The 25,421-nt window shown below is 41.1% G+C and carries 25 protein-coding genes; 10 read left to right on the forward strand and 15 right to left on the reverse strand.

The genetic code is table 11. The features are described 5' to 3' along the window. Positions 1-340: 340 nt before the first annotated feature. Entirely contained in the window at positions 341-865 is a 525-nt protein-coding gene (locus tag VSA01S_RS17110; protein WP_039981470.1) for a DUF3087 family protein, read from the reverse strand. Between the two features lie 267 nt (positions 866-1,132). On the opposite strand from VSA01S_RS17110, the gene trmY reads away from it, so the two are divergent. Next, entirely contained in the window at positions 1,133-1,732 is a 600-nt protein-coding gene (trmY, locus tag VSA01S_RS17115) for a tRNA (pseudouridine(54)-N(1))-methyltransferase TrmY (protein WP_039981472.1), read from the forward strand. A 73-nt stretch (positions 1,733-1,805) separates the two neighbouring features. Here trmY and VSA01S_RS17120 read toward each other — a convergent pair whose 3' ends face one another. The 3 genes from VSA01S_RS17120 to VSA01S_RS17130 form a co-directional block, all read right to left on the reverse strand. Then, positions 1,806-3,149 carry a TldD/PmbA family protein gene (locus VSA01S_RS17120; protein ID WP_039981474.1) on the reverse strand — a complete coding sequence of 448 codons (1,344 nt, stop codon included), beginning with the start codon at positions 3,147-3,149 and terminating at the stop codon, positions 1,806-1,808. Further along, entirely contained in the window at positions 3,149-4,534 is a 1,386-nt protein-coding gene (locus VSA01S_RS17125) for a TldD/PmbA family protein (protein WP_039981476.1), read from the reverse strand. Before VSA01S_RS17125 ends, VSA01S_RS17120 begins: the two co-directional genes overlap by 1 nt. 359 nt (positions 4,535-4,893) lie before the next feature. Next, on the reverse strand, positions 4,894-5,130 hold the full coding sequence (locus VSA01S_RS17130; protein WP_039981478.1) for a VPA0252 family protein: 237 nt from the start codon (positions 5,128-5,130) through the stop codon (positions 4,894-4,896). Positions 5,131-5,381: 251 nt separating this feature from the next. On the opposite strand from VSA01S_RS17130, the gene thiD reads away from it, so the two are divergent. The 3 genes from thiD (at position 5,382) to VSA01S_RS17145 (ending at position 7,855) form a co-directional block, all read left to right on the forward strand. Continuing rightward, on the forward strand, positions 5,382-6,224 hold the full coding sequence (thiD, locus tag VSA01S_RS17135) for a bifunctional hydroxymethylpyrimidine kinase/phosphomethylpyrimidine kinase (RefSeq protein ID WP_039981480.1): 843 nt from the start codon (positions 5,382-5,384) through the stop codon (positions 6,222-6,224). Positions 6,225-6,322: 98 nt separating this feature from the next. Then, entirely contained in the window at positions 6,323-7,048 is a 726-nt protein-coding gene (locus tag VSA01S_RS17140) for a phosphatase PAP2 family protein (RefSeq protein ID WP_039981482.1), read from the forward strand. Positions 7,049-7,123: 75 nt separating this feature from the next. After that, positions 7,124-7,855, forward strand: coding sequence for a glucose 1-dehydrogenase (locus VSA01S_RS17145; protein WP_039981484.1), 732 nt, complete (start codon positions 7,124-7,126; stop codon positions 7,853-7,855). A gap of 35 nt (positions 7,856-7,890) precedes the next feature. Here the strand turns inward: VSA01S_RS17145 and VSA01S_RS17150 are convergent, their stop codons facing one another. Next, a complete protein-coding gene (locus VSA01S_RS17150; RefSeq protein WP_083932246.1) occupies positions 7,891-8,778 on the reverse strand; it encodes a LysR family transcriptional regulator in 888 nt (295 codons plus the stop codon). Between the two features lie 128 nt (positions 8,779-8,906). On the opposite strand from VSA01S_RS17150, the gene VSA01S_RS17155 reads away from it, so the two are divergent. Next, positions 8,907-9,329 (forward strand): nuclear transport factor 2 family protein, encoded by a 423-nt coding sequence (locus tag VSA01S_RS17155; protein WP_039981486.1) that lies wholly within the window; start codon positions 8,907-8,909, stop codon positions 9,327-9,329. A 34-nt stretch (positions 9,330-9,363) separates the two neighbouring features. Beyond that, positions 9,364-10,026 carry a hemerythrin domain-containing protein gene (locus tag VSA01S_RS17160; protein ID WP_039981488.1) on the forward strand — a complete coding sequence of 221 codons (663 nt, stop codon included), beginning with the start codon at positions 9,364-9,366 and terminating at the stop codon, positions 10,024-10,026. Between the two features lie 308 nt (positions 10,027-10,334). On the opposite strand, the gene VSA01S_RS17165 is transcribed toward VSA01S_RS17160, so the two are convergent. Continuing rightward, positions 10,335-11,474, reverse strand: coding sequence for a glycerate kinase family protein (locus VSA01S_RS17165; RefSeq protein ID WP_039981490.1), 1,140 nt, complete (start codon positions 11,472-11,474; stop codon positions 10,335-10,337). A 150-nt stretch (positions 11,475-11,624) separates the two neighbouring features. Between VSA01S_RS17165 and VSA01S_RS17170 the strand changes: the two genes are divergently transcribed. From VSA01S_RS17170 to VSA01S_RS17180, 3 genes are all read left to right on the forward strand, one after another. Beyond that, complete coding sequence (locus tag VSA01S_RS17170; RefSeq protein WP_039981492.1) at positions 11,625-12,161, forward strand: DUF924 family protein; 537 nt, start codon at positions 11,625-11,627, stop codon at positions 12,159-12,161. Between the two features lie 206 nt (positions 12,162-12,367). Continuing rightward, the gene (locus VSA01S_RS17175; protein ID WP_039981494.1) at positions 12,368-12,853 is read left to right on the forward strand and encodes a VOC family protein; all 486 of its coding nucleotides are present in this window, start codon (positions 12,368-12,370) and stop codon (positions 12,851-12,853) included. 109 nt (positions 12,854-12,962) lie between these two features. Further along, entirely contained in the window at positions 12,963-13,379 is a 417-nt protein-coding gene (locus VSA01S_RS17180) for a VOC family protein (RefSeq protein ID WP_039981496.1), read from the forward strand. A 34-nt stretch (positions 13,380-13,413) separates the two neighbouring features. Here VSA01S_RS17180 and VSA01S_RS17185 read toward each other — a convergent pair whose 3' ends face one another. The 7 genes from VSA01S_RS17185 to VSA01S_RS17215 all read right to left on the reverse strand — a co-directional run bounded on the left by VSA01S_RS17185 (position 13,414) and on the right by VSA01S_RS17215 (position 22,063). Continuing rightward, positions 13,414-13,665, reverse strand: coding sequence for a hypothetical protein (locus VSA01S_RS17185; protein ID WP_145993890.1), 252 nt, complete (start codon positions 13,663-13,665; stop codon positions 13,414-13,416). 202 nt (positions 13,666-13,867) lie between these two features. Continuing rightward, the gene (locus VSA01S_RS17190) at positions 13,868-15,355 is read right to left on the reverse strand and encodes an MDR family MFS transporter (protein WP_039981500.1); all 1,488 of its coding nucleotides are present in this window, start codon (positions 15,353-15,355) and stop codon (positions 13,868-13,870) included. Then, positions 15,352-16,377 carry an HlyD family secretion protein gene (locus VSA01S_RS17195; RefSeq protein WP_039981502.1) on the reverse strand — a complete coding sequence of 342 codons (1,026 nt, stop codon included), beginning with the start codon at positions 16,375-16,377 and terminating at the stop codon, positions 15,352-15,354. Before VSA01S_RS17195 ends, VSA01S_RS17190 begins: the two co-directional genes overlap by 4 nt. Positions 16,378-16,708: 331 nt before the next feature. Continuing rightward, positions 16,709-17,410 carry an MbnP family protein gene (locus VSA01S_RS17200; protein WP_039981504.1) on the reverse strand — a complete coding sequence of 234 codons (702 nt, stop codon included), beginning with the start codon at positions 17,408-17,410 and terminating at the stop codon, positions 16,709-16,711. Beyond that, positions 17,407-18,534: a cytochrome-c peroxidase gene (locus VSA01S_RS17205; RefSeq protein WP_083932247.1), complete on the reverse strand. Its 1,128-nt coding sequence runs from the start codon at positions 18,532-18,534 to the stop codon at positions 17,407-17,409. Before VSA01S_RS17205 ends, VSA01S_RS17200 begins: the two co-directional genes overlap by 4 nt. Before the next feature lie 218 nt (positions 18,535-18,752). Further along, positions 18,753-20,087, reverse strand: a complete 1,335-nt coding sequence (locus tag VSA01S_RS17210) for a YncE family protein (protein ID WP_050567352.1) — start codon at positions 20,085-20,087, stop codon at positions 18,753-18,755. 164 nt (positions 20,088-20,251) lie between these two features. After that, positions 20,252-22,063 (reverse strand): trans-sulfuration enzyme family protein, encoded by a 1,812-nt coding sequence (locus VSA01S_RS17215; protein WP_039981506.1) that lies wholly within the window; start codon positions 22,061-22,063, stop codon positions 20,252-20,254. Positions 22,064-22,197: 134 nt separating this feature from the next. Here VSA01S_RS17215 and VSA01S_RS17220 point away from each other — a divergent pair, with 134 nt between their 5' ends. Next, a complete protein-coding gene (locus tag VSA01S_RS17220) occupies positions 22,198-22,653 on the forward strand; it encodes an Lrp/AsnC family transcriptional regulator (protein WP_039981508.1) in 456 nt (151 codons plus the stop codon). Positions 22,654-22,656: 3 nt separating this feature from the next. On the opposite strand, the gene VSA01S_RS17225 is transcribed toward VSA01S_RS17220, so the two are convergent. Both VSA01S_RS17225 and VSA01S_RS17230 read right to left on the reverse strand, forming a co-directional pair. Beyond that, on the reverse strand, positions 22,657-23,835 hold the full coding sequence (locus VSA01S_RS17225; RefSeq protein ID WP_039981510.1) for a lytic polysaccharide monooxygenase: 1,179 nt from the start codon (positions 23,833-23,835) through the stop codon (positions 22,657-22,659). Positions 23,836-24,665: 830 nt separating this feature from the next. After that, positions 24,666-25,199, reverse strand: a complete 534-nt coding sequence (locus VSA01S_RS17230; RefSeq protein WP_039981514.1) for a hypothetical protein — start codon at positions 25,197-25,199, stop codon at positions 24,666-24,668. Positions 25,200-25,421: the final 222 nt, after the last annotated feature.

Below are 25,421 nucleotides of genomic sequence, written 5' to 3' on the forward strand. Positions count from 1 at the left end.
AGGACTTCTCCATAAAAGCGGAGGCGTATGATAATTAAGAATTTATCTTTGTCAACTTTTATGACATTTAAAATTTTAACTCGCCTACTTATCAAAGTTTTGCTTACACATCTCCTTGACAACGGAGGCGCATTATAAGGAGCTTATTTATCTTGGCAACCTTTTTTTAAATAAAAATTCAAAAAAAATTTTTACCTGTTCAAACAGCATTCAATCGTTTATTTATTGTGCTAAAAGGTTGCTTATTGTGATGAAATGTTACGACTAAGTAACTTAAAGATGCTCTATTAAAAAACAAGACTTATACCCAAGTGACTTGGGTATAAGGGCGGGGGCTATATCAATATGCATCTAACCACGATTCTTGAAACGAACTAACGTCAATCTTCTTAGCCTGCTCAGTTTCTATTACCTCTATATCTACAAGCTCTTTTTCCACATTACTCATAGTGAGTGTGTTGTTATCCAAACTGTATACTTCCTTTAGCGTCACGTAATAATATTTAAGGATGGTCATTGCTTTCCAGTCGTTATCATTTGCAGCAGCTTTCAGTTTACGAAGCTTCCGGTAGATTTTATTTTGTATCTGTTTTAACTGCCAAATATATCTAACCTCACTAAAATATGGCCACCTCTTAATTGAATTAACCAATGTCAGCGTGATCGCTAACCCAAGTAAAACACCTAAAAAATTCCAGTAAAAGTTACCTGTTGATTGATCAGGCACTATGTGATGATTACCAAAAAAGTAAATTAATATCGCGCCGCAGACAATTGAACTCACTACCAATAAAAAGACAAATCCAACGATAATGATATTGACCTTTTTCCTATAACTCGCCTTATTGATTGTTTTAATTTCCATTATTTTTACCTGCTTTATTCTCAGTAACCAGTTTTTGGAGAAAGTCACTCTGGAAATCGATTCAGTGACACACTCTCCCGACACAAGAAGTTGCTTTGAGTGAACGACTCCTTTTCCATCATCGCCTTTTGCGGTCTATCCCTAGTTTAGCGACCTTGATGACTCTCACCATTTAAGCTTTGTTATTAACTTCACATTTGTTCACTTTTGTTTGTACTTAGGTATATACTTCCGCGCATTCACTCTTCCTATATAGAGGCTAAATTAATGCGCTCTTTTGTTTTACGAGCTCGCGCAGCGCCAACCACCAGCAAAGCACTGTTAGAAGGTGTTGGTACTGAAGCGCATACAGAGATTCTCGCTCATACTATGATGAACACCATGTTCGTTGCTCAATCGCACCGTGAAGATGTCGTTGTTCACTTGGTTTTAGAAAGTACAAAAGACTTCTCACGTACCATTACTATTCGCTCCAATGACATCACCAATATCGGCGGCTTCCATGAGTCAACGTTAATTGCAGCAGTAGCCCGGGCTTTGGACGCTTCGGTTGGCATGGGTAAAGAACAGCTTCGTGAAGTCGAGCCCGGCATTACGGTTCGTACGGTCAGCTTTGAACGCCTAGTGCAAGAGCTGGCAGAAGACCACCAGCTCTATATGTTGGACAAAAAAGGCGAGTTTGTTCGTGATGCACAAATCGGTGGCAACCCATGTTTCTTGTTAACCGACCATATTCCGATGCCGAAAAAGTCTTTCAATAGTTTAAAGCGCCTTGGCACAGAGAAGATCAGCTTAGGCCCTAAGATGCTTTTCGCTTCTCAGTGTGTGGTATTGATCCACAATGAATTGGACATCCGCGAATGTTAATCCTCGCGTAATCATCCGATAAAAGAAAGAGGACTCCGTGAGTCCTCTTTGTGTTTCTCTTGGAGTGCTAGACTTACTTGCCACCAATGCTCAAACGAGCAAAGCGTACTTCTGGAGCAAAAAACGTGTGGCTGTCGCTAATAAGCTGAGTATCGCCAACCGCCTCAACTTCTTGCAGCATCTTGTAAAAGTTACCCGCAACCGTGATACCACGAACTGGTTGAATTCGTTGTCCATCACGACACAAGAAGCCGCTAGCACCAAACGAGAAGTCACCACTCACCGCATCTGCACCAGAGTGGACACCTTGAAGTTCGACGAGCTCTAAGTACTCACCCGCTTTTATTTCCGACGCAATGCTGTTGCCTGTAGCAATTACTTTATGATTTGCCGATACATCTAGGCTCGATTTTGCACCGCGAGCAGCACTTGCCGTCGATAAAGCGCCCATGTAACTTGCGGTCTGGCTGTTGTGTAACAAGGTTTTCAACTCACCATTGGCAATGATGACATTATCTTGAGTAGCGAAGCCTTCACTATCAAAGCTCGAAATTGCCATACCATGTGGCATGTAAGCCGCGTCGGTAAAGGTAATCAAATCACTCGCAACACGTTGACCAAGCTTGTCGCCTAATGGCGTAATGCCTTTCATTGCGCTGACACCAGAGAATGCACTACCGAAAGCACCAAACAAACTTGCAAGCGCATTGACGTGGAAAATAGCAGGGTAGTTACCCGTCGCAACCGGTGCACCTTCAAGAAGATCACGAGCAAGGTTGTAGCCACCTTCGATACAGTAAGCTGGATTCAACTCATCAAAGCGACGACCAAGTGACATTTGCCCTGCCATCGACTGTTTACCGTCTTTTTCAAATAAGGTATACGCGTAACAAGTAAACGAGCGTTCGAAGTGTTGACACAATGTGCCTTGAGTATTGGCAATAATTAGTTGCGTTTCACCATCGCTATAACCATTGTAAGGCGAGCTAGAAGCATGAGGCAAAGCGACAACCCCTTGTTCAAGGGCGAGGGACAGTTCGATCTTTTCATCAACCGAAGTAGTATCTTCTTGTGCAATCTCAGCAACATCGGTCTTGATTTGACTGTTCACACAGCTAATAGTCTGATGTTCATCTTGCTTAGAAAAGCGAGCACTTTGCAATGCATTCGTTAGCATCAAATCTAAGCTTGACTGCTCTAACGATTCAGAGTAACTCGTCGCAACACGTGCATCTTTCACAACACGCACACCCAGAACTTGGCTTGAGCTTACTTTGTACTCATCCAACTGTCCTTGATTCGCTTTCAGAGAAAAGCTGCTGTTGCGGTTTACAACCACGTCTGCTTCTGCGCCTTGACGCTTTGCTTCTGATAGGACGTAATCAACCGCATTAAGAAGTTGTTGTTCTTGTTTCATTAGTTACCGCCCCCTACCAAAATATTATCAACTTTCAATGTTGGTTGACCGACTGTGGTTGGCACTGACCCACTTACTGAACCACACATGCCCGGTGCAAGCGCCATATCTTTACCGACCATGCTAATTTCTTTCAACACTTTAGGCCCCGTGCTGATAAGCGTTGCTGTTTTCAGAGGCTTGGTAATTTTGCCATTTTCGATAAGGTAAGCTTCACGAACGGCAAAGTTGAACTCGCCCGTTCCCGGTTGAACCGAGCCGCCGCCCATCTTCTTCGCGTAGATACCTCGTTCGATGCCTGCTAACATGTCATCAAGTGAATGCTCGCCTTCTTCGATAAAGGTGTTACGCATACGCGAAGTCGGTGCAAACTTGTAGTTTTGACGACGACCAGAACCTGTAGGCTCGTAGCCTGTTTTCATACCACCCATTTTGTCAACCATAAAGCTGGTTAGCTTACCGTCTTTGATTAACTGAGTACGCTGAGTCGGCATGCCCTCGTCATCAATATGAATTGAGCCCCATTCGTTGGTCATTGTGCCATCATCGACTGCATTCACTGCTGTGTGAGCAATCATCTCACCTATCTTGTCGTGGAATACGGATGCTTTCTTCGCAACCGAAGTGGTCTCTAACAAATGGCCACACGCTTCATGGAAGATAACGCCACCAAAGCCATTACCAATCACCACTGGCATTTCACCCGATGGGCACGCATCCGCGCCAAGCTTCACCAACGCTTGTTGCGCAATAGTTTGACCGAGTTCTTTCGCATCAAGCTGTTCACTGAACTCCCAACCAGCAAGTGCACCTGGCCCTTCCATACCAGAAGATTGCTCATTACCTTTTTGAGCGACGGTATTACCAGCAACTCGGATGTAATGACGAGTATCATCTACGTGTAAACCTTCTGAGTTGAAGATAAAAACTTGTTGTTCGCGCTGAAGGACGCTACCGATGAACTGGCTGATGTGTTCACTCTCTGCACGTGTTGCATGGTCTACTTTCAATAAGAAAGCAATTTTAGAGTCAAGGTTAGCGTCTTTACCTAGAGGCATGCGACAACCGTGTTGAATTGGGTAGCAGTTCAGATTGAGAGAACCTGCTGAGGCGATTTGCTCGCGCTTGTCTTTTGCTGCAAGTAGTGAAGTGACTCGTTTCAATTCTGTTTCATCTGTACTATTGGTGTAACCGTAAAGCACTTTATGTCCGAAAAAAAGACGAATTCCGATACCAAAATCGATACCGGAATTCACTTTATCTACTTCACCAGAGGCTATCTGAACAGAATTAGTTTGATGGTGTTCAACAAATAGCTCGGCGAAGTCTGCCCCTAAAAAGAGAGCATGATCGATAACCGTTTTCGCTGTTGCAGAATTAAGCATGAAATCTCCTTGCTCGTAATCTATTTTTACCCGCTCACCTTTGAATATACCCAAAAAAAATCAAGTTAGAACAGATATATTGGGAGCATTTGGTACCTATTATTCTTATCACCGCTTAACTTTACTTTATGCGAACAATTATTAATATCAAAAATGATTTGTTATAGAATATTTCGGGCACATCAAACAGTCTACTTTGAGGACAATATTCAATCACATTAAATTGAGAAGTTGTATGAGTGATAAAGGTGTCTAGATTTAAAATGAACAGAGATAAAAGAACAATGAGAGTGACAAAACTACGCTTAAATGGGCTTGCTTGTACAAGCCCATGCTCTTATAAGTTACTGGGCTTACGCTTAGTCACGGCGTCCTTTTAGTTCAATCGCAGAATCTAAAGTGTCAGTGATGATTCGGAAACCGCCCACTGCTGAATCGTTTCGGTCTTTAAGAAAGCGTTCGGCAACAATACGCTCTACATTCACCACTGTAGGACTCGGCATATTCATATCAACCGTACCATTATACGAGCCATCTTCTGCATATACTGACGTTACAACACTAGCAAGGATAAGTGCTTTAAAAACATTTTTCATTATCATTTCCTATCTACCTGTAGGTAGTTTTAATTCTTTTCAAAAAAGGGCTTGTTTAATTTTGGGTTTGCCCTTGAACGAAACGAACTATAAGTGACGTCAAAACATAATGCAAGCAATATTTTACCTATCAGTAGGTAGTGATAATAAGAAAAACGTAAGTTATTGAATTTAATAAAAAAGAAAAGCAGCGCTTTTTTGCATCAGAAAGAGCTGTTATGCTCTTGAAACAGCATGAGGAGATAACAAGAATGTCAAAAGTACCTTCTAAAACCCACCCAAACCTACGCCGTAAAACCCCCATTGTTTTGACTATTGCTGGTTCTGACTGCAGTGGCAAAGCTGGGATACAAGCAGATATAAAAGCCATCTCAGCTACTGGGGGTTATGCATGCTCGGTGATCACTGCAATCACTTCTCAAAATACTCAAGGAATGACGGGAGCCTTTCCGGTTCCAGTTGACCACGTGCAAAGCCAATTAGACGCAGTTTTTACCGACCTTGATGTCGCAGCAGTAAAAATCGGTATGCTTGTACAAGAAGATGTCATTACTGCTGTTGCAGAAAAGCTAAAGCAATACCGTCCACGAAACATCATCTTAGACCCAGTGATGGTCTCAACTTGCGGCGATTTACTAATTCAACCAAGTGCACTTAAAACCTTGAAAGAAACTCTGCTTCCCTTAGTCGATTTAATAACCCCTAATCTACCTGAATGTGCCGCGTTGACGGTTCAAACGCCACCTCAAACTGAACAAGAAATGTATGAAATGATCTCTGCGATACGCAAACTAGGCGCAAAGTCGACCCTACTAAAAGGTGGTCATTTGATGGACAGCACTTCCAGTAATGATTTACTCATCACTTCACAGAGTACTGAGATGTTTCGTTCAGAGCGCATCAATACACCAAACACCCGCGGGACAGGCTGCACGCTTTCTTCTGCCATTGCTTGTTATCTCGCTCAAGGCGCTACACTAAGCCAAGCTGTCTCCTTAGGAAAAAATTACATCACACAAGCCATCCAGCATGCTGATAAACTAGACGTAGGACGAAACGCAGGACCTGTTAACCACTTCTTCAAGCTACTTTAATCGCTGATTTTTGCCTGTAATTCATTTGGGTATAACCTAACAAATACGGTAATATAGCCAAGTAACTCCAAGAACCTCACTTCCAAGCACCTATTTTCATGAAAACAAAACTTTACGGCTTGCTTATGCTGGCCTTATTCACTCTAATAATTATCCTTCTTTCGCTGTTGATTCCTCATTATGATTTAACCTCACAGGTCAGCCGTGCTACAGGACAAACAATTGCCTTATTAACTAACTCAGCCGGCAGTCAAGGCTTCTTGCTGACCTTAATAGCTTTACTTATTGCGCTTTCTAGAATGCATTCAACCAAGACACTATGGATAAAACAACTCCCTACACTCGGATTGCTGTTAGTTCTTGGTTTTGCTGGAAAGACTGGCCTGAAATTAATAACAGAGAGCCCACGCCCCTACACAGAACTACTCGCAGCTGAGCAGTTAATTGAACAACCACAATCTTTCTATCAACTCAGTACAAACCAACAATCCGATATTATTGCGCGCATTTCTGTTAACGTCAGTGAATGGCGAACCCAACACTGGCAAGGCGAAAAAGATTATTCTTTTCCTTCAGGTCACACTATTTTCGTTGCCATTTGCTTAGTTTTTTTTGGTAGTTTGTTCTTACAAGCCGGAAGCTACTTATCTGCTGCCGTATTACTCCTATGGGCTACAAGTGTCGCCTTCAGTCGCTTGTGGCTTGGTATGCATAGAGTGGAGGATTTAATCGGTTCTGTTGCTTTTGTCGCTGTACTCTACTGTTTGATACCACTTGTATATTTAACTAAAAACAGACCATTCCTAAAAATAGGCCGGTCTTAAAGTAGGTCGCAACTAATACGCTTCGCTCTTTTTAATAAACACAAAACAATAAGAAATATTAAGGATAAAGGAATTGTGGATAAAGTCGTTATCGTTACTGGTGCGAGTCGAGGCATTGGTGCAGCAAGCGCAAAGCTACTCGCTAAACAAGGCTATTTGGTTTGCGTCAATTACAGAAATCGTAATGACGCCGCTCAAAAAGTGGTTGAGGATATTGAACAAAGTGGTGGTAGGGCTATTGCCATTCAAGCTGATGTTTCCAATGAACAGCAGGTCAAAGATCTCTTCGATAAAACCGAGCGAAATCTAGGTAGAGTCACTCATTTAGTCAACAACGCTGGTATTTTATTTACTCAATCTCGCCTGACAGATATCAGTCTTGAACGCTTTCAAAAAGTAATGAGTGCCAACGTCGTCGGTTGTTTTTTATGCTGTCGAGAGGCCGCTAAACGCTTTAAGTCTGGCTCAGCTATCGTAAATGTCTCCTCTGCTGCATCTCGCTCTGGTGCACCTTTCGAGTACGTCGATTATGCCGCCTCCAAAGGTGCTATGGATTCATTCACCAAAGGGTTATCGTTAGAACTAGCTGAAAACAACATACGAGTTAACGCTGTTAGACCCGGTTTTATCCATACAGAAATGCATGCCGATGGCGGTGAACCGGATCGAGTCAAACGACTCAGCCCCAATATACCTTTAAAGCGAGGCGGAACAACAGATGAAGTTGCGAACGCCATTGCTTGGTTACTCAGTGATGAAGCCTCCTATGTCACTGGTTCATTCATCGATCTTGCAGGGGGCAAATAACCCTTCTTCTAGCAGATACTTATTCGAAAAGAGGCTTAACCAAAAGACTTTGAGTTTAATAAAAAATTAATCAGCAGACGCATTCTTTTTGGTAAGTGTTCCCGGCTGGGATACAGTAAATAACAGGAAAGTTGCTGAGCCTTCCAGCCGGGAAGTACTCGAACCAACTCCCCTGAATCGATATAGCTGCTGGTAATGTTGTTAATCAGCAGCCCAATCCCCATTCCTGATAAGATTAAATCCCTTGAAAAAATAGGAGAGTTGGTTTGTACAGGGTTAATCGGCGTAAAACGTCGCTTCTCAGTCCCATTCTGTAGCCAGATATCGCCATTTTCAGTCAATCGCTTAAGCAGAATCCAACGCTGTTCAAGCAAATTCTCATCACTGATAGGCTCAGAAAGTGACTGTAAATATTGAGGAGCAGCGTAGACCTCTAATTCATCATCAAAAACTTTTCTTGCCACAAAACCATATTCACTCATCGCAGAGACTCTGACAGCCAAATCCACCTGATTTTTTATCAAGTCCACTTTGTCATCAGTGATCAGAAAATCAAACTCAATATTGGGGTATTGCTCAGAGAATGTCTTGATACGAGGCAACAACCAGTTATGTGCAATATCATAAGTGGTTGTCAGGCATATTTTTCCGACCATTTCATCTTTGGACAGAACACGCTCAGTCATCAATAAAGAGTCTAATACCGATTGAGCTAACGGTAATATCTTTTCACCATCGGGCGTTAAGCTCATCATACGTGTAGAGCGTTGTAAGACTCTGACTTTTAGTAGTGCTTCTAACTTCCTGATTTGCTCACTTACCGCAGGTCTACTTAACCCAAGCAACACAGCCGCTTTATTAAAGCTACCCGTTTGTACAACGGCTGCAAATACCGCCATGGCTTTCAATCTTTGTAACTGCATGACCTATTATTCCGTTTTTCGTAACAGTGAAATCATAACTTAATCCCTTACTGATACAAATAAAATCTTTTAAAGTACCTTCATCGCATCAACTTAAGAACACAAACTACCTTTAAAAGGAAAAATAAATGTCTGATTTAACAACTCAACAAAAAAACATTGCTGTCATAAACACTTACTTTGCTAGCCTTGCAGTCGGTGATATGAATAAATTTGCAAGTCTACTAGACGATAATGTTATCTGGCACCAACCTGGAGACAACACATTCTCTGGTAAGAAAAACGGAATAGAAGAGATCGGTGCAATGGTGGCAGGCATGATGACCAAAACACAAGGATCTTTTGCAGTACACCCAAATGCTCAACCAATGGCAAGTGATGATTTAGTCTCCGTACCTGTATTGTTTTCAGGTCAAAGAAACATCGACGGTGTAGAACACAGTATCCATATGGAAGGAACCGACTTATTCAAACTCAGCAATGAGAAAATCACCGAAATCTGGTTATTTTCATCTGATCAAGCAACAGAAGACAAGTTCTGGGATCGCTAATACAACCTTACTCGTTTGCTTTTAGGAGCTTTTTATGACTTCAACCAGATTAAACCTTTTTACTTTTCCTCATAAAGGGCTACGTAACGCACTCGCCCAGCTTAGTAAACTTGCAGGTCAAGTAGAGTGTAAAGATACTCATCCGTTAGAAGCATTGAATGAACTTGCCGATGAGGTGTTTCTGTTGCTTGATCTACATGCTCATTCCGAAGAGTCCGTCGTTTTACGCGCTCTAGAAAACAAACAACCGGGCAGCGCGACTCATAACCTAAACGAACATAAAGACGTTGAGTATCAACTAGGTAATCTAAAGAAGCAGCTTCATAAACTCAACCAGCAACCAGGTTTATCACATAGTAAAACGTTCTACTCGATGATCAATAATTTTTATTCTTCTTATTTAGCCCATATGGAAATGGAAGAAAGTGATATCAATGAACTATTGTGGAAAAACTTTACTGATAAAGAGTTGATGCAACTGCACCACGATGTCATGTCGTCTTTAACTCCAGAGCAAGTAAGCATATGGTTTAAATACATTGTTCCTTCGCTTAACAAATCAGAGAGGTTAGTTATTATGAGCAGCTTAAAAGAAGCCACTCCAGAGCCTTTTTTTCAATCTGTGTTAATGATGCTTGAGCGCTATTTGGACCAAGACGAATTCAAACTCCTTCTTCACCAGTTAACATGTGTATGATCTCTTTTAAATATGGAATCAATATACCCAAATCACTTCAAGTTACTATGTGTGTGTATCACTTGGATATATGCAAAGAGCCTGATTAATCCATACTTTTTTTATGGTTAGTAATACATATATTGTTTATAAGGTTATAAGATGTGAGTGTCACAACGGTAAAAAGTAAAAAACATCAGTACTATAGATTCGCGCTATACATTTGCGTACTCACATTTGCACATAACGGGCCTAACTGGATTTCCCTATCTAGTTAGTATTTACCTAGTTAGCTTCCTACAGCTAACTAGGTTTTTTTTATAAATTTTTTAATGGATACCTGATATCATCAAGAGCCTTGCAACATTTTCTGCAAGTTGACTAAGATTCACTTCCGCTTCTTCTATTGCCTGCGCTAAATCCATCGAGCGAGGTACAGAACTAAATACCGCATCAATACCAAATTCATACACCGCTTCAAACCCTTCACCTGTACAACCCGCTAAAGCAATCACTGGAATATTAAACTGCTTGGCCGATTTTGCTATACCCAAAGCCGTCTTACCATATATCGTTTGTCCATCAAGGCAGCCCTCACCAGTAAAAACGAAGTCAGCATCTGGTAGGTGTTCAACTAATTTGACCGTCTCAATAACAATCTCGATACCAGACTTTAAATTGGCAGAAAAATAGCCAAGCAAAGCGGCTCCCATTCCACCAGCTGCTCCTGATCCTTTTTGATAACTTATAGATTTTCCTGTCAACTGTTCAGTCAATTCACCAAAATTTCTTAGTGCGCTATCAAGGAGTTCCACATCTGCTGGCGTTGCTCCTTTTTGCGGACCAAAAACAACCGAAGCGCCATTCGTTCCACATAGGAGAATGTCAACATCACTGGCAACCAGTACTTCACAGGCATTGATGCGGCGATCAAAACCAGAAACATCGATCTTCGCAAGGCGTGTTAGCCCAATACCATTTGCAGAAATAGCCATTCCTGAGGCATCGAAGAACTTCATTCCTAAAGCAGCCAGCATTCCAATACCAGCATCATTGGTTGCACTTCCTCCTAAACCAATAATAAAACGTCGAATACCGTTATCAAGCGCGTGAAGAATAAGCTGACCGGTCCCAAAACTACTAGTTTGTTTAGGGTCACGTAATTCAATAGGAACAAGATGTAAACCACTCGCCTGAGCCATTTCAACTACCGCAGTTTGACCATCTCCAAGAATGCCATAACCTGCATGGATTGGTTTACCTAGTGGGTCGCTGACTTCAACCAAAACTTGGCGACCATTCGTTGCATCGAGCAAAGCATTCATCGTCCCTTCTCCACCATCAGCGACAGGTGATGTAACGATCTCAGCATCTTTCCATACTCGAGATAACCCAGCTTTTATAGCGTCACTTGCTTCTTGTGCTGTTAGACTCCCTTTGAATGAATCAGAGGCAACCACGACTTTCATTTCATTCTCCTACAAACCATTTATAGTTATACCCAAGTAACCTCCCTCTAAATTAAGCATCTTGAGGTAACTTGGGTATAAGTAAATATGATTCAGGCCCCAAAAGCACCATTCAATTGAGTGGTATTCCATCTAAGAATAGGAAGAATTATGTATCAAGACATCCTGACATTTTGGTTTCAACAACTCTCGCTTAAAGACTGGTTTAACTACAACGCTGAAGTCGATCAGCAGATAGAGGAACGATTTCTCACCACACTGCAGCAAGCACAACAATCTGAGTTATTTAGCTGGCGAAAAACGGCTCACGGGCGCTTGGCAGAAGTGATTGTTCTTGACCAATTTTCTCGAAATATTTACCGCAACTCGCCTAAGGCCTTTGCCCAAGATGGAATGGCACTGGCTCTCGCACAAGAAGCAATCAGCCTAGGCTTGGATAAGCCGTTAAGTGCTGTTGAACGCAACTTTCTTTATATGCCTTTCATGCATAGTGAATCAAAGCTGATCCATCAAACTGCTGAAAGACTGTTTAAATCACTTGGGCAAACTACCAGCTATGAATTCGAACTCAAACATAAAGCCATCATAGATCAATTCGGCCGCTACCCACATCGCAATAAAACATTAGGGAGAGAAAGTACAAAACAAGAATTAAAGTTTTTAGAGCAACCCAATTCAAGCTTTTAACTTGATACACAAAACATAGACCAAGGTGCTTGATTTCACACAATGATGTTGGTCAAGCATCTTTGATGAAATGTCACCTATGCAAGCAAATATCATAACAATAAATTATCAAAACTAGAATATTTGATAATTTAAAATATAGCGATAACTGTCTTATGCTCTTTAAAGAAAATAAATAATCTCTCATATACGATTTGGAGCAAACGATGAAAATGAATCATGTAGGTATTATGGTTGGTAATATGGATCAAGCTGTTGAGTTCTACACCAATGCTTTGGGTCTCAGAGTCATTATGAATAACACTAAGGTCATAGAAGAGCGCCAAAGTGCTATTGGTCGAATGTGTATTGCCGTTTTTGGTGAAGGCTTTAAAGGCTTCAATATCGCACACCTTGTTACTACTGATGGAATTGGTATAGAGCTATTTGAAATGATAGACCGTCAAGATCGCCATGAGGTGGACTTTTCTCGCTTAGGTATCTTTCACTTCTGCCTTCAATCGGACGACTTTGAAGCCACGATAAAACGTGTTGAAGAATATGGTGGTCGAGCACGTATGGATATTATGCGCTATCATCCAGAAGATGACTCAAAACCCGCTAAAATGGTTTACCTTGAAGACCCATTTGGAAACTTGTTTGAGCTTTATTCACATTCTTACGAAGAAACATACGCATCAGACTATGAATAAAATGACCTAGAGTTAACCAAATAAGCGTATCTAGATGGCGTCTCGCCTTAATTGGGTACGCTCGCCCCAGAAGCGATAGGGAAAAATAACAACATAGGAGCAAAACAACATGAACGGTCCCATACGAGTTAAAACCATTGATCATGTTGTTCTTCGGACTTCTCGCTTACCCGAAATGTTACAATTTTATCAACATATGCTTGGCTGCAATATCGAACGAGAACTTACTGAATTAGGCCTAACCCAATTAAGGGCTGGTAATGCGATAATCGATATCATCACGGTGGATAAGCCACTCGGCCAATTGGGTGGGGAGCCACCAAGTCAAAACGGCCGAAACCTTGACCATTTTTGCTTGCAAATCGAATATTTAGACGAAGCCGAACTCCTAAAGTATCTCCATCAACATCATGTCCAAACTGAAGAGTTTACAGAACGCTACGGTGCACAAGGTTACGGGCGCTCAATTTACATCAAAGACCCAGAGGGTAACATCGTCGAACTAAAACCTGAGAAGAACCAATAACTATTGCTAGTAAGTGATTCTCTCAGGATATAAGTTAAGCCTCTTCTGTATCAATAAAGACTTCAAAATCTGGAGCTTCTGCTATCCATAACAAATCTGTTTCATTAAGTTTAAATACATAATCCTGAAAGAGAACTCCCGTGGAACGAAACTTATTTAATTCGGCGTCACTACAGTTGGCAAATAAATTATCACTTGTTATCGCCAAAATATCACAGTAACAATTCAAAGTACTGATAAGTTTATTAAATTCAAGCGGTTCACTTCTTAACATTTCCGTTATCATGATGCACTGCTTGAATTGATTGGTAATCGCATTAGGTAGTGTAATCAAAATAATATCCCTATACCATTGATGTCAGCTTTGTTAACACACATATTTAAACATTTAATTCCGTAACTGTTCTGTGTCGTCAACCCTGTAGAGTATAGGCAACAAAGTGTAAAACAATAAACAAATTCCACGTTGATTGACACGAAAATGCTTGTTATTTGGAACGAATCAAAAATAACATTGGCATCATAATGACAAACATCACACCAACCATCTGAAAAGTATGAACAAATGCGACCATTTGTGACTGCTGGTGCAACATCGTTTGATATTGTTCTAAGGCCATTGGATCCATTATGTTGAGACCTTTTTTTTCTGCCCACTCGTGCAATAAAGGGTTATAAGGGTTAATACCCTCACTCAAAGCATGCCATTGCTGTTGACCTTCTCGATATTGATACGTCGTGGCAATAGAGATACCAAGCGAGCTTCCTATCGTACGGAATAAATTAAAAATACTTGCTCCAGCAACGGATTGCTCTTGAGGGAGAGTAAGATAAGCTAAAGCCGATAAACTAGAGAACGTTAGCCCCAACCCCATCCCCTGAATCATACTTGGCATCACAATCCAGAATGAATCGATCTCAAGTGAATATAAAGTCATCAGATAACTTCCGATCCCGATACAGCTGAGGCCAAAAACAATCTTTAATCTTGGATCAAACTGAGGATTAAGCTTAATCACCAATATTAACATCAGAGCGGAAGCAATCCCTCTTGGCGCCATGAGCATACCAGTGGTTGAAACCGGGTAATCTAATAAATTTTCCAACATCATCGGTTGTTGCGTCGTCAAGCCAAACATCGCCATTGAAACAACCGCTATCATCAACGATGAGGACAACAGATTCCTATCTTTGAGTAACCAAAGTGGAGCAATTGGGCTTTGTGTTTTCCAACTGCGGTACAGCCACATAACGAGCCCCATTATGGCAAGGAACAAGGCCGTCTGTATAACGCGAGAGCTAAACCAATCCTCGTCATTTCCTTTGTCGAGCATAAATTGTAAAGCCCCAACTCCCATCGCCATATAACCGATGATCCACCAGTCAAAGTCCGGTTTCGATTTATTACAGATATGGATATAACGATAGATAAGTGCTAAACACACCAATCCAAAAGGTAAGTTGATATAAAATATCCAGCGCCAATCGACATTCTCGGTGATCACACCTCCAACAACGGGTCCAAAGATTGGGCCAAGGAGAATACCGATGGAAAAAATCGCCATTGCTTTGCCTTTTTGTTCAGAAGGGTATATCTGAACCAGCATCGACTGGGATAAAGGAATGACCGAAGCACCAAAGGCACCTTGAATAATTCGAAAGAACACCATTTCTTCCAATGTTGTTGCCTGACCGCACAAAGCACTGGAAATAATAAAACCGAGTACTGCCACCAGCATGACTTGACGTTCACCAAAGCGAGACACCCAAAAACTCGTCATGGGAATAAAAATCGCTTCTGCCATGCTATAGCCAGTCAACACCCAAGTAATTTGGTCGGCATTAGCACCAAGCGCTCCCATCATGTGTGAGAGCGATACATTGGCAACGGTCATATCGATCAATACCATGATCGCAGACAGCATCAGTGCAACGGTGGCTATCCCGCGTTTGTCAGCCGACATAGGCAAGTTCATTGACTGTGGCTTTGCAAATCAATGGTAACTTCTGAGCTTGCACCAACTCTGAGTTGTGGCGAGCCTTGTGGAACTTCTAAGGTTAAACGCACCGGAAACCTTTGTTTAATTTTAACCCAGTTGCCAGTGGCATTTTCAGGCGGCATCAAAGAGAAAGCAGTACCACTGGCTGGTGAAAGTGCATCCACAGACGCTTTCCATTCAATATCAGGGTACATATCAATCACCACTTTTGCTTCCATACCAGGTTTGATGTGCGTCAGCGCCGTCTCTTTAAAATTGGCACGAATCCAATAGCTGTCTTTAATAATAATAGGGAAAAGAGCTTGACCAACATTAACAACAGAGCCGAGTTGAGTTTTCACTTCACCGCTGAGCCCATCTACTGGCGAAGTAATATCGGTATAACTTAAGTTCAACTTAGCTTGAGCCAACTGGGCAGAGGCCTGCTGCACGATAGCCGCTTCCGTCCCTGTTTGACCACGATTCGCCACAGCCTTTTCTACTGCGGCTCGAGTTTGATCCAAACTGGCTTGAGCGTTAGATAATTTATTCTTAGCAACATCAAGATTTTGAGCAGAAACAAGCTTGCGTTTAAATAGTTCTGCAACGCGTTTGTGCTCTAACTGCGCTTCCGTTAGATTCGCCCGTGCAGCATCTAAATTTGCCAGTGTTTCAGTCACCTGCTTATCTGCAACATCATGCTGTTGAACGGCTAACTGATAAGCTGCTTCGGCCTGTTTTACGGCTAAGATATAAGGGCTAGGATCAATCTTAAACAACAAATCTCCTTTATTGACCTGCTGAAAGTCTTGGATCTCTACAGCAGAGACTTGACCTCTAATTTGTGGGGCAACGGAAAGAATATTTGCCCGAACATAAGCATCTTCAGTACTAGGATGCGCATCTGAATATTGCCATGACCAATACATCAGCCCAAAGATAATAATACAAATAACAAGGAAAATGACTTTGGTCAGTTTGGATGTTGAAGGCGCTGCTTTCGCAATATCATCATTCATTTATATCGTCCAAGTGTTCAATGAATAAAAGCAGTGCAAAGATCAACCCCGTCGAGCAAAACAATGATTTTCAAGATTAAATTTCATTTCTCACTTTAACCACACTTGTTACTCGTTAATGCATAAATATTTATAAAAACCAAGCATTGTATCTAAGACATTTGAGGCTTGAATGCATTGCAAGGTACGGTTTAAACACTCTACACTACTATGTGATAGAGAGTATAGAAGGGAAAATGAATCATGCTGTTATAGAAATGAAAACCTATTTCAAATAATCGCACTTTTCCACTCTGAAAGCTTGAAAAGCTGAGTATGAATCAACAACAAACTAATTAAGGGTAAGCATATGCTGATAATTCTCTGACATTAATCGGCTGTCTTTACGGTCAAACTTTATTGTTGGTGTTTGCGACATATCGATGACGGAAGTACCTTGAAATAGTTTCATAATATCAACACTCACATGAAGCTCATCATTACTTTCCGGAAAAGGAAACATCAATGATTTGTAGTTTTCATCGAATCCAATATGATAAATCAATGGCGTACGCTTTTCGCCACGATGAAGAGCTCCCTCAAAAAGGACAAATTTATAGCCGACATCCCAACTCCAAGCCATACGGCTATTAGGATTAACATCACCGCTTACAGTAATCGTTCCATTCGCTTTTGCATCCACACCAATCGATAGACCGATCGCTTCATAGGGCAGATTAGGGACATCATCAATAACGATCGTGTACTGATTTTTTTCGTTATCAAATCGGACTAAGTGATAACTTTCTGCTTCTAAATAATGCCCTTCTTCACTGAACAATTTAATATTACTAATATAAAACTGAAATGAACGAATACTAAAGTTACCATTACCACCAGGGTTAGGGTAAATAGCACGGTTAAATACTAATGGCTGCTCTCCAACAGTTGGAGTAATAATTAGCGTTAAAGAAATCGGAGCTGAACTACGATACAAAGTGAATAAACCAATAAACAAGAAAAATAATGCAATAGGAAATAGTAATTTCTTCAAGGTTGTACCTCCTCTATGAAAGGATTAGACAATTTTGGATCAGTAATAAAAGACTCATCCGTGAGTGTGTGTAAAAAAGCAATAATGGCTTGTTTTTCTTTTTCACTTAAATTGAGGCTGGGTTGATAATCTAACGTCTGCTGCTGGTTATCAGCTTCAACAATCAAAGGACTCAATGTGGAACTTAGCTTGATCCCTTGGTTATAGTGGTCCAAAACCTCCTCCAAAGACTGAAATCGACCATCATGCATATAGGGAGCTGTTAGTGCGATGTTACGCAAAGTAGGTACTTTAAATAGCCCTTTATGTTCTGCTTTACCTGTCACAGCCATAAGCCCTGGTAAAAGATGTTGTTCCTCATCCAAGCCATTATTTGAAAAGCCATCATATTGGGTATCAAAGCCACCAGTTAGAAATTGACTGTGGCAATCAATGCAGTTGCCTCCTCGTAAACTCGCTTTGACATCTGGATGGGCCATAAACAACTTTCGACCTAGCTCTTCTTCAGCACTTAATATGACCGTTCCTGCCAAGAATTGATCATATTTAGAATTAGCTGAAACTAACGTCCTTTGAAAAGCAGACAGTGCTTTTGCGATATTCTGCTGATTGATTTCACCGTATGCTTGAGAAAACAGTTGCCGATACTCCTCAATACGTTTTAATTCCGTCATCAGTTCGTCCAAATCTTGATTCATTTCATCTGGATTCGTGATGGGTAATAACGCTTGTTGCTCCAACGATGGCGAACGACCATCCCAAAAAAAGTGCTGTGGCCCCCACATTAAATTCGCTAATGTTGGGGTATTAAATGGCAACGGCATACCAGAGGCCCCAAGAGAACGCACCATACCATCAGTGAAAGCTCGACTTTGCTGATGGCAATGCGCACATGAGATCTGATTGCTGCCCGACAAAATGGGATCATAGAACAGCCTGCGCCCTAATTTGACTCCCTCATTGGTTAATGGGTTATCTTTTGGGACGGTAAAGTGACCAAACACAAATGGAGCAGAAAAGTCGTCCAATACCGTCACTTTCGGTGATACGGGATAGCGATTGATCACAACCAACAAGAGTACTAAAACCAGCATCAACACCAGTAACGTAAGTCGTATTTTCATTTTGATTATCGAAGTGAGGCAGTTAAAAATAGACCACGGCTTTCCCACTATTGAATATTAATCACCTCGCATCTCATTGACGGATGCAACAGATAATGTCTCCAACAGTGAGAAAATGATTCTACCTAACGTATTGGTTTAAAAAATGGGTTCACTACTAGACAAGATTTAGCGTAATGCGCCCATTTGGATGAAACAGGACAACTCTCGCTGCCTATTTAATGGTGATGAACAAAACCGGAACCAAACAGTGCTTCAATATTTTCAACACCTTTACCATAACTTTGCTTAAAATCTATCGTCTTCAACCGTTCACTGCTCTCTAAATCATGGATCGTCACCGTATGTGCATTGAGCTTGGCAATAAAGTCGATATCCGTTGGGTCGTTATCCGCTTTATTCCCTAGGTTGAGTAAGTTATTTTGTACCGCAATCAAATCTTTTCCGGAGCGGTCAGTAAAGAAAATCATATGGTGAGCGCCTGCTTCGGCTTCGATATCGGGGCCAGATGGCACCAACTCTGGTAAACGGTCTAAATGATAGCGCTTCACCACTCCTGGAATGCCATGACTAATAAACAATTCATCTTCAGTGCCATAAAACTCTAAGGGAACACCTGAGCCTTGTTTTTCGCCATCATACAATTTTAACGGCTCACTAAACAGTTTGTGCTCTTCATAATAGGGAATAAACCAAGTTTCAAAACCCAGCATAGTGTTAACCAATACCCCAGGTTGAACACCCTCTACGATACTTGGTCGAAGGAACAAAACTTCAACAGGTGATGATGGCAAACCGATAGGCGAGCTGTCTTCTACTACAATGGTTTCCAAAGGTTTAAACGTATTGAGATCGATCACCGTAATACTGTTGCCCACACCGGTTTGCAAATCTGGGTGTGCTGTAGACGAGATAACCATTCGGTCCTGATACGCAGATAGGCCGTGAGGGTACATAATGAAAGGTTCACCGTCGGCTACTTGGCTTTTTCTGCTATCAATCACTTTAATCACATCATTGGTTTGGGCATCAAACACAACCACAGATCCCCCATCTTCTTGATCAAGGCCACCACCACCCATAAAAGTGACAAACATATATTCTTGATCACCCACTTTGTGCCACATGATATCTTCACCTACAACTTGGCCTTGTGTATCAAGGCACTGATGGTCTTGAATCTCAGGTGCTCCATGTGTGTTTCTAGCCAATTTTATTTCTACTAAACTGCATTTAGGATCCAACCCTGTCGCATATAATCGACCTGTCGGGCTGTAATACAGATGATGTAATGGTTCATCCAGATCGGGAAACTCATAGTCTTGAAAAATCTCACCAAAATGTCTTGAATTCGGGTCAAGTTCGACAATAGCCATACTATGGACGGTCCCTTTGGTCGGTAATCCTCTCAATAGAACAAGAGCTTGGCTTTCTTCATTTGCATCTTCGTCATATTGTGAATCTTTAGTGCAAGAAATCAGCAAAAAAAATACACACAGCATTGCTACAACACTGCCGATAAATTTGGTATTAATAGTATAGATGTTAAGCACGTTTTATACTCCTTCATCTAAAATGGTGCAGAATAGGCCCACTAAAAATTAATAAAAAAACATAGACTTACTTAATGGCTAACGTCACTGCACAATATTAGAAACTGAGACTTCAAATTATTTAGGCCAGCATTAACGTTTCCCGTTAAACACTGGCCCCAGAACTACTTCATAAGCTGTTCAAAAGACGGTGTGCTCATCAGGAATTTATGGTGAACTTCAAGGTAGGTGCTTCGGTATATTTCATCAATTTGCTCTGATGTTGGGAAAAGCGATGAAAATTCAGGGTGTTCAATATCAATCGACAACTTGGAAGCGTTAACAATGTGTGCTAAGAACACTCTCGGGTCTTCCAAGCCAACTGCGATTCTCATCGTTGTCGGTTTAATACCTGCCTCAAGTTGCGCTTCTTTTGGCAACTCTGAGTGAGTAGTCATAGCTGGACAAAGTGCAACCGTGTTCGTCTGGCCTAAACTTACCTGCATGCCGATTGCAGGCTCCAACATATCAAAGAACTGCTTGTAAAAGACTGGATTAATGGCATCTCGGTCTTCGCAACCTTCCATATCAATAGTAAATAACGATGCAGGTAGTGCTAGGTGCATGTTGTTTTTCAGTACTGGATAATTTGGATTAGTTTCTAACCCTGGGCAGGAAACATTAATATCTGGATGTGCGTCAAAGACACGTGCCAGAGTTAACGTATTAACGGCTTTATTTACTACACGAAGCTCAAATGTTTTCATACCATTTAAGACTTCAAAAGCTTTATCCGCATCTAAGAACGCGCCTTTTACATAATAAACGTTCCAGAATAACGTCTCATCCCAATTTCTCTCCCGAACTTTACCATTGGGCAAAGTGTATGTGACACTATCGCCTTTAGGGATAAACATCTCTTCATTACGTCCAATCACCACCCCAGCTGTTGTGGTACCAGAGCCCGCCAGGTCTTTGGTATAAGAGTGAATAACAAAATCTGGACGTTCCATTTCTTCTTCACGTTTCAGTACTGGATGTAAGAAAGGCGTCCCGACAGTAGTATCGACCATGACCAACCAATTTCTCTTGTGCGCTTCTCTTGAAATTCCAGCAACGTCAAGAACATACCCATGAGGGTTACATGGGCTCTCAAGGTAAATATAGATTTGTTTACCAGAAGCAATGCGATCTTGATATTTCTCTGCAACTTTATCCATTACCAGTGAAAAATCATCAGCTTCGTAACCGTCGACCCATTCAATCGCGACATCAAGATTAGAAGACTTTCGATACCAATCTTGTAATAGTTGATAGGAGCCACCGTAAATATTACGTGATGCGATGACAATATCTTCACGACCAAGCAAATGGCTCAAAAGTCCATCAATGGCCGCCATGCCTGAGTTAAAGTTCCATGCTAAATATTGATTGGCGTTTTCACCAGCTTCGATATCAACTATATGGTTTGCTAAGCTGATCGAGGTGGGGTTCAGTAGACGTGAGTAAATTTCATGTAATGGCTCACGGCCTTTAAACGCATCTTCAACCCACTCTGTACAAGCAAACAGATAGGTTGCCGTTCTCGTAATAACCGGGCTAGCAGAAAAAATAGCGGCAACATTATCAAAGATAGGATAAGCGCCTTTCGCGGCAAAATGCCCATTGTTCGTTGCGATAGATTGATACGTCGCTCGCATCGGATTTTGTAGATTATCGAGTATTTTAGCCAGTTGAAAGGAAAGAAAGCGTTTCGCATTAAACCAAGCAATACGATCACTTTTATCCAAGCCCTCTAAACCTTTTAGGGTCATACTCCAAAGATCATGGGTTTTGCTATTCGCCGTGTATAGTGTCGTCGCTAGCTCAACAAGTGTGCGTCCGTAATCCGTTTCAGGATCAATGCCAAAGTGCAGTGCTTGCTCATTGGCGAGTGACATCGCATCGTCATTTTTAGTTGAATTTCTTAATGGACTCAACTGCTTAGTGATACTCATCTTACTTCCTTACGTGACATTGTTAACAGAGTGTTAATTCTACCAGCTTATCTGAAGTGGATGATTGCCTTTTATGCTAAATTAACCTGTTAGTTTGGCAGGTTCTGCCAATATCAATGGATTAAAGGCAAGATATGGATAATATAGATAAAAAAATCATCAAAGAATTGCTTAAAGAAGGGCGTCTCTCTAATCAAGATCTGGCGGAAAGAGTTTCCTTATCCCCTTCCCCATGCCTAAGGCGAGTAAGAGCTTTAGAAAAACAAGGCATTATTCAGGGGTACCACGCCCATGTCGACCAAGAAAAGTGCGGCTTACCGCTTAACGTGTTTGTGTTTGTTAAACTAGAGAAGCCGACTCAAGAAAATATCCAGCAATTCGAACAAAGAGTTCAAACTATGGAAGGAGTAAGCGAATGCTTTCTTACAACGGGAGTGTACGACTACGTGCTTCGACTTGTAAGCCCATCTCTACAAGACTATGAGACTTTTATTCGTAAAGAATTAACCTGCTTGCCTAGCATTCAATCTATTGAATCCAGTTTCGCTTTTGGGCAAGTCAAAAAGCAATTTGACCTGCCCATACGTTAATCTTTAACGCCAAACACCCCATTGACCCGTGGTGCCCGGTTCTTCGCCACGAGTCCACCATTGCGCTGCCCATTCTCGACCTTGATGCGTCACGACATCACCTAAATCATAAACAACGTCTTTGTTCCAAAGATTATCAGGTACACCCGGTGGCGGAGTGTCAGCTTTAATCAGAGATAAGGCAAAGTTGTAATTAGCACCTGGAGCAAAAACCTTATTCGCATAAATATTTTTTGTATCAAACATATAGTGCTGCATCGCTTCATGCCATATACCGATATACCAATCACCGATTTGCTGTGAATTAAACTGATCAGCCAGTTCAGCGGGCCAAGTCGTCGTATTATTGGCGCTGATTAATAAAGAGAGATCGACGATTTCAGTTCCAGAGTTGTCAAAAGTACGTAATCGCACTCTGTCATTAGCCTCTATTGGCCCAAAACCCTGAGATATAAAATAACCCAACGCCGTTAAGCCATTCGCCGGATCATTTGGATCACCCGGATCCGTAGGTGGGTTAGTTCCAGTACCATTAAGAGTAATATCGCTACAGTTGTAAAAGCCTTCACCTGCGGCATCAATACGTTGCCAACGGGTATAGAGGATTGCATCACCAAAACGATCAGCAGGAAAAGTGACCATAATACGGTAACGTTTTTTATCATCGACAAAAACATTACCCGCAGTATCAATTAACTCTAAATCATCCCAATTTAGCGACTTTGAAGCATCATATGTGGGTTTAGAAAGGTAAAACTCCCAATAAGATGGATTGTGGGGGGCTTGGCCAAAAAAGACCAGTTCAATTTGATTGTTTTCGTCTAAGTTAACATTAGTACGCTGCCAATAGGGCGATGGAGTATTTAACCCTTTTTTGGCTGAATCTCCAGCAGAACAAAGCTCACCATCACCGACAATAGCTTTAACATGAGTCATGTCTCGATAATTGGCGACATTTGCTGCCACTTCACTACGTTGCACAAATGGATAAGCACCTGATTGATCAAAAGTCGCCTGACAAGCCTGATTGGGAATCTCATCAGTCCAAAATCCGCCTTCTAAATAACATGTATTTTGACGAGCACTGGGAAATTCAACCCAACCATGCGCACTGACATTAAACGTACTTAAAGCGGCAATCACGCTTACAGTTACGAATGGAAACATTACATACGATTTCATGATTCATCCTTAAATTAGCCAATTCGATGTCTGTTGAATAAGCAACCAACACCTGAAAATTAGCAAGATGAAATCCTTCTAGTCGCGAGAATAAATGTTAAAAGTATTAATTTACAGCTGACTTCTTAGTTTTAATGTCACATTCTCTTATAGTTGGCATAGTTTTACAGTGTGACTCAAAAAACCGAAGTCAAAAACGACATATCCAAGTCAACAGATTCTCACGAAAAACATTTATTATTCCTAAAAGGAGCGGGATGACTTGCTTTTCAAGGTGCGAATTGGGGAACATTGATTTTTCTAACACTAGGTGTGCGCTTTTTAGAAATCGCCATCGGTGGCGTATTGCTTGGTTGGTACTGGAGCTTTAATGATCTTTCAAATGGCAGGGGCTAAAAAGAAACCCAGGGGGTGGGTCTCGCCATTCAGAGAAAGCGCCGACTATATATATCAAATTTACATTAATGATAATTTAAAAATAAACCTTTTGCTTACATGTATAAACTTCGCGACGGGGAAGATGATATACCGATGGATCAACGCAATTTCTACTTTATTAGATATTCAGCTACCGAAGAAGAGCATGAAATAATAAACAAAGAAATAAAAAAGATAACCAATATTTAACATACGTATTCCAGCCTTAGGAGCTTATTGCAAAAGCTGAAGATGCTTCCGAGATACCCATTTAAGTTCAAACTTGGCCGTAATAAATTATGGTCAAATTCTGGCGGTACGTGAGGTTTCTGCAACAAGGCGAGATAGGGGAAACGGATAAAAAAAGCAGCGTCTTCACGCTGCTTTTCGTTCTTACCACAAATTCTTACGCCCTATTGTGCAAACATTGTAAAGTTATAGTTCAGTTGCCAAGTACGCTCTGTACTACCATCAACTTCTGTGGGTTCGACTAGTATTAACTGAGCTCCATCATTGTAATAAGCCTCTTGATATTTATCATGGACGTCTAAACATTCATCAGCACTTCCGAATGGCCCATCTGATATACAAGAGTCATATTCGATGTTATATAAATCGAACTCTATACCTTCAATTGTCGTCTTTTTCTCTCTAAACCTATAAGAGCCTGTATAACTCTGACGGCTCATAAATGATTGTTGTGTGCAGTTCTGATCGAAATACCTTTCAATCGTTTGTTCAAAATGATTTTTATCTGCAGATAAAGTCATTGTGAAGGACTGACCCCGAAAAACTGACTGATCCCGAAAAACAAGACAATCTGTAGCCCAGCTACCTGCTAATCTATCTTCTACTGAGGAATTTTCTTCACTCGAATCTGAACCACTGCCATTACAGCCTGCAAGAAGTAGTGAAAATAATAATGGAATAGAGGGGGAAAACTTCATAATGCTTACCTTTAAAAGTTTCAATATAAATAGAAAAGTTAATAAAAATTAAGGAATAATAATTAAATATTATATTTTTCAATGACTTATTTTGATTTGGTTATCTTATTAATTTTTAAATTAAAATCAAGCTCTACTTCAATATCATCAATAAAAATAGGAATAATATAGGCGGATAATTCCATTATTTTTAATAACACTCTAAGCTGAAATACAAAAAAA

Origin of the sequence: Vibrio sagamiensis NBRC 104589 (assembly GCF_007990935.1) — a bacterium.
GTDB classification, from domain to species: domain Bacteria; phylum Pseudomonadota; class Gammaproteobacteria; order Enterobacterales; family Vibrionaceae; genus Vibrio; species Vibrio sagamiensis.

Coding starts and splice junctions, on each gene's coding strand:
- VSA01S_RS17150 (WP_083932246.1), bottom strand. CDS start 8,778: ATGCAGTTACAAAGATTGAAAGCCATGGCGGTATTTGCAGCCGTTGTA.
- VSA01S_RS17160 (WP_039981488.1), top strand. CDS start 9,364: ATGACTTCAACCAGATTAAACCTTTTTACTTTTCCTCATAAAGGGCTA.
- VSA01S_RS17220 (WP_039981508.1), top strand. CDS start 22,198: ATGGATAATATAGATAAAAAAATCATCAAAGAATTGCTTAAAGAAGGG.
- VSA01S_RS17205 (WP_083932247.1), bottom strand. CDS start 18,534: ATGAAAATACGACTTACGTTACTGGTGTTGATGCTGGTTTTAGTACTC.
- VSA01S_RS17190 (WP_039981500.1), bottom strand. CDS start 15,355: ATGAACTTGCCTATGTCGGCTGACAAACGCGGGATAGCCACCGTTGCA.
- trmY (WP_039981472.1), top strand. CDS start 1,133: ATGCGCTCTTTTGTTTTACGAGCTCGCGCAGCGCCAACCACCAGCAAA.
- VSA01S_RS17215 (WP_039981506.1), bottom strand. CDS start 22,063: ATGAGTATCACTAAGCAGTTGAGTCCATTAAGAAATTCAACTAAAAAT.
- VSA01S_RS17155 (WP_039981486.1), top strand. CDS start 8,907: ATGTCTGATTTAACAACTCAACAAAAAAACATTGCTGTCATAAACACT.
- VSA01S_RS17185 (WP_145993890.1), bottom strand. CDS start 13,665: ATGATAACGGAAATGTTAAGAAGTGAACCGCTTGAATTTAATAAACTT.
- VSA01S_RS17165 (WP_039981490.1), bottom strand. CDS start 11,474: ATGAAAGTCGTGGTTGCCTCTGATTCATTCAAAGGGAGTCTAACAGCA.
- VSA01S_RS17125 (WP_039981476.1), bottom strand. CDS start 4,534: ATGCTTAATTCTGCAACAGCGAAAACGGTTATCGATCATGCTCTCTTT.
- VSA01S_RS17140 (WP_039981482.1), top strand. CDS start 6,323: ATGAAAACAAAACTTTACGGCTTGCTTATGCTGGCCTTATTCACTCTA.
- VSA01S_RS17225 (WP_039981510.1), bottom strand. CDS start 23,835: ATGAAATCGTATGTAATGTTTCCATTCGTAACTGTAAGCGTGATTGCC.
- VSA01S_RS17110 (WP_039981470.1), bottom strand. CDS start 865: ATGGAAATTAAAACAATCAATAAGGCGAGTTATAGGAAAAAGGTCAAT.
- thiD (WP_039981480.1), top strand. CDS start 5,382: ATGTCAAAAGTACCTTCTAAAACCCACCCAAACCTACGCCGTAAAACC.
- VSA01S_RS17230 (WP_039981514.1), bottom strand. CDS start 25,199: ATGAAGTTTTCCCCCTCTATTCCATTATTATTTTCACTACTTCTTGCA.
- VSA01S_RS17195 (WP_039981502.1), bottom strand. CDS start 16,377: ATGAATGATGATATTGCGAAAGCAGCGCCTTCAACATCCAAACTGACC.
- VSA01S_RS17120 (WP_039981474.1), bottom strand. CDS start 3,149: ATGAAACAAGAACAACAACTTCTTAATGCGGTTGATTACGTCCTATCA.
- VSA01S_RS17130 (WP_039981478.1), bottom strand. CDS start 5,130: ATGAAAAATGTTTTTAAAGCACTTATCCTTGCTAGTGTTGTAACGTCA.
- VSA01S_RS17175 (WP_039981494.1), top strand. CDS start 12,368: ATGAAAATGAATCATGTAGGTATTATGGTTGGTAATATGGATCAAGCT.
- VSA01S_RS17180 (WP_039981496.1), top strand. CDS start 12,963: ATGAACGGTCCCATACGAGTTAAAACCATTGATCATGTTGTTCTTCGG.
- VSA01S_RS17170 (WP_039981492.1), top strand. CDS start 11,625: ATGTATCAAGACATCCTGACATTTTGGTTTCAACAACTCTCGCTTAAA.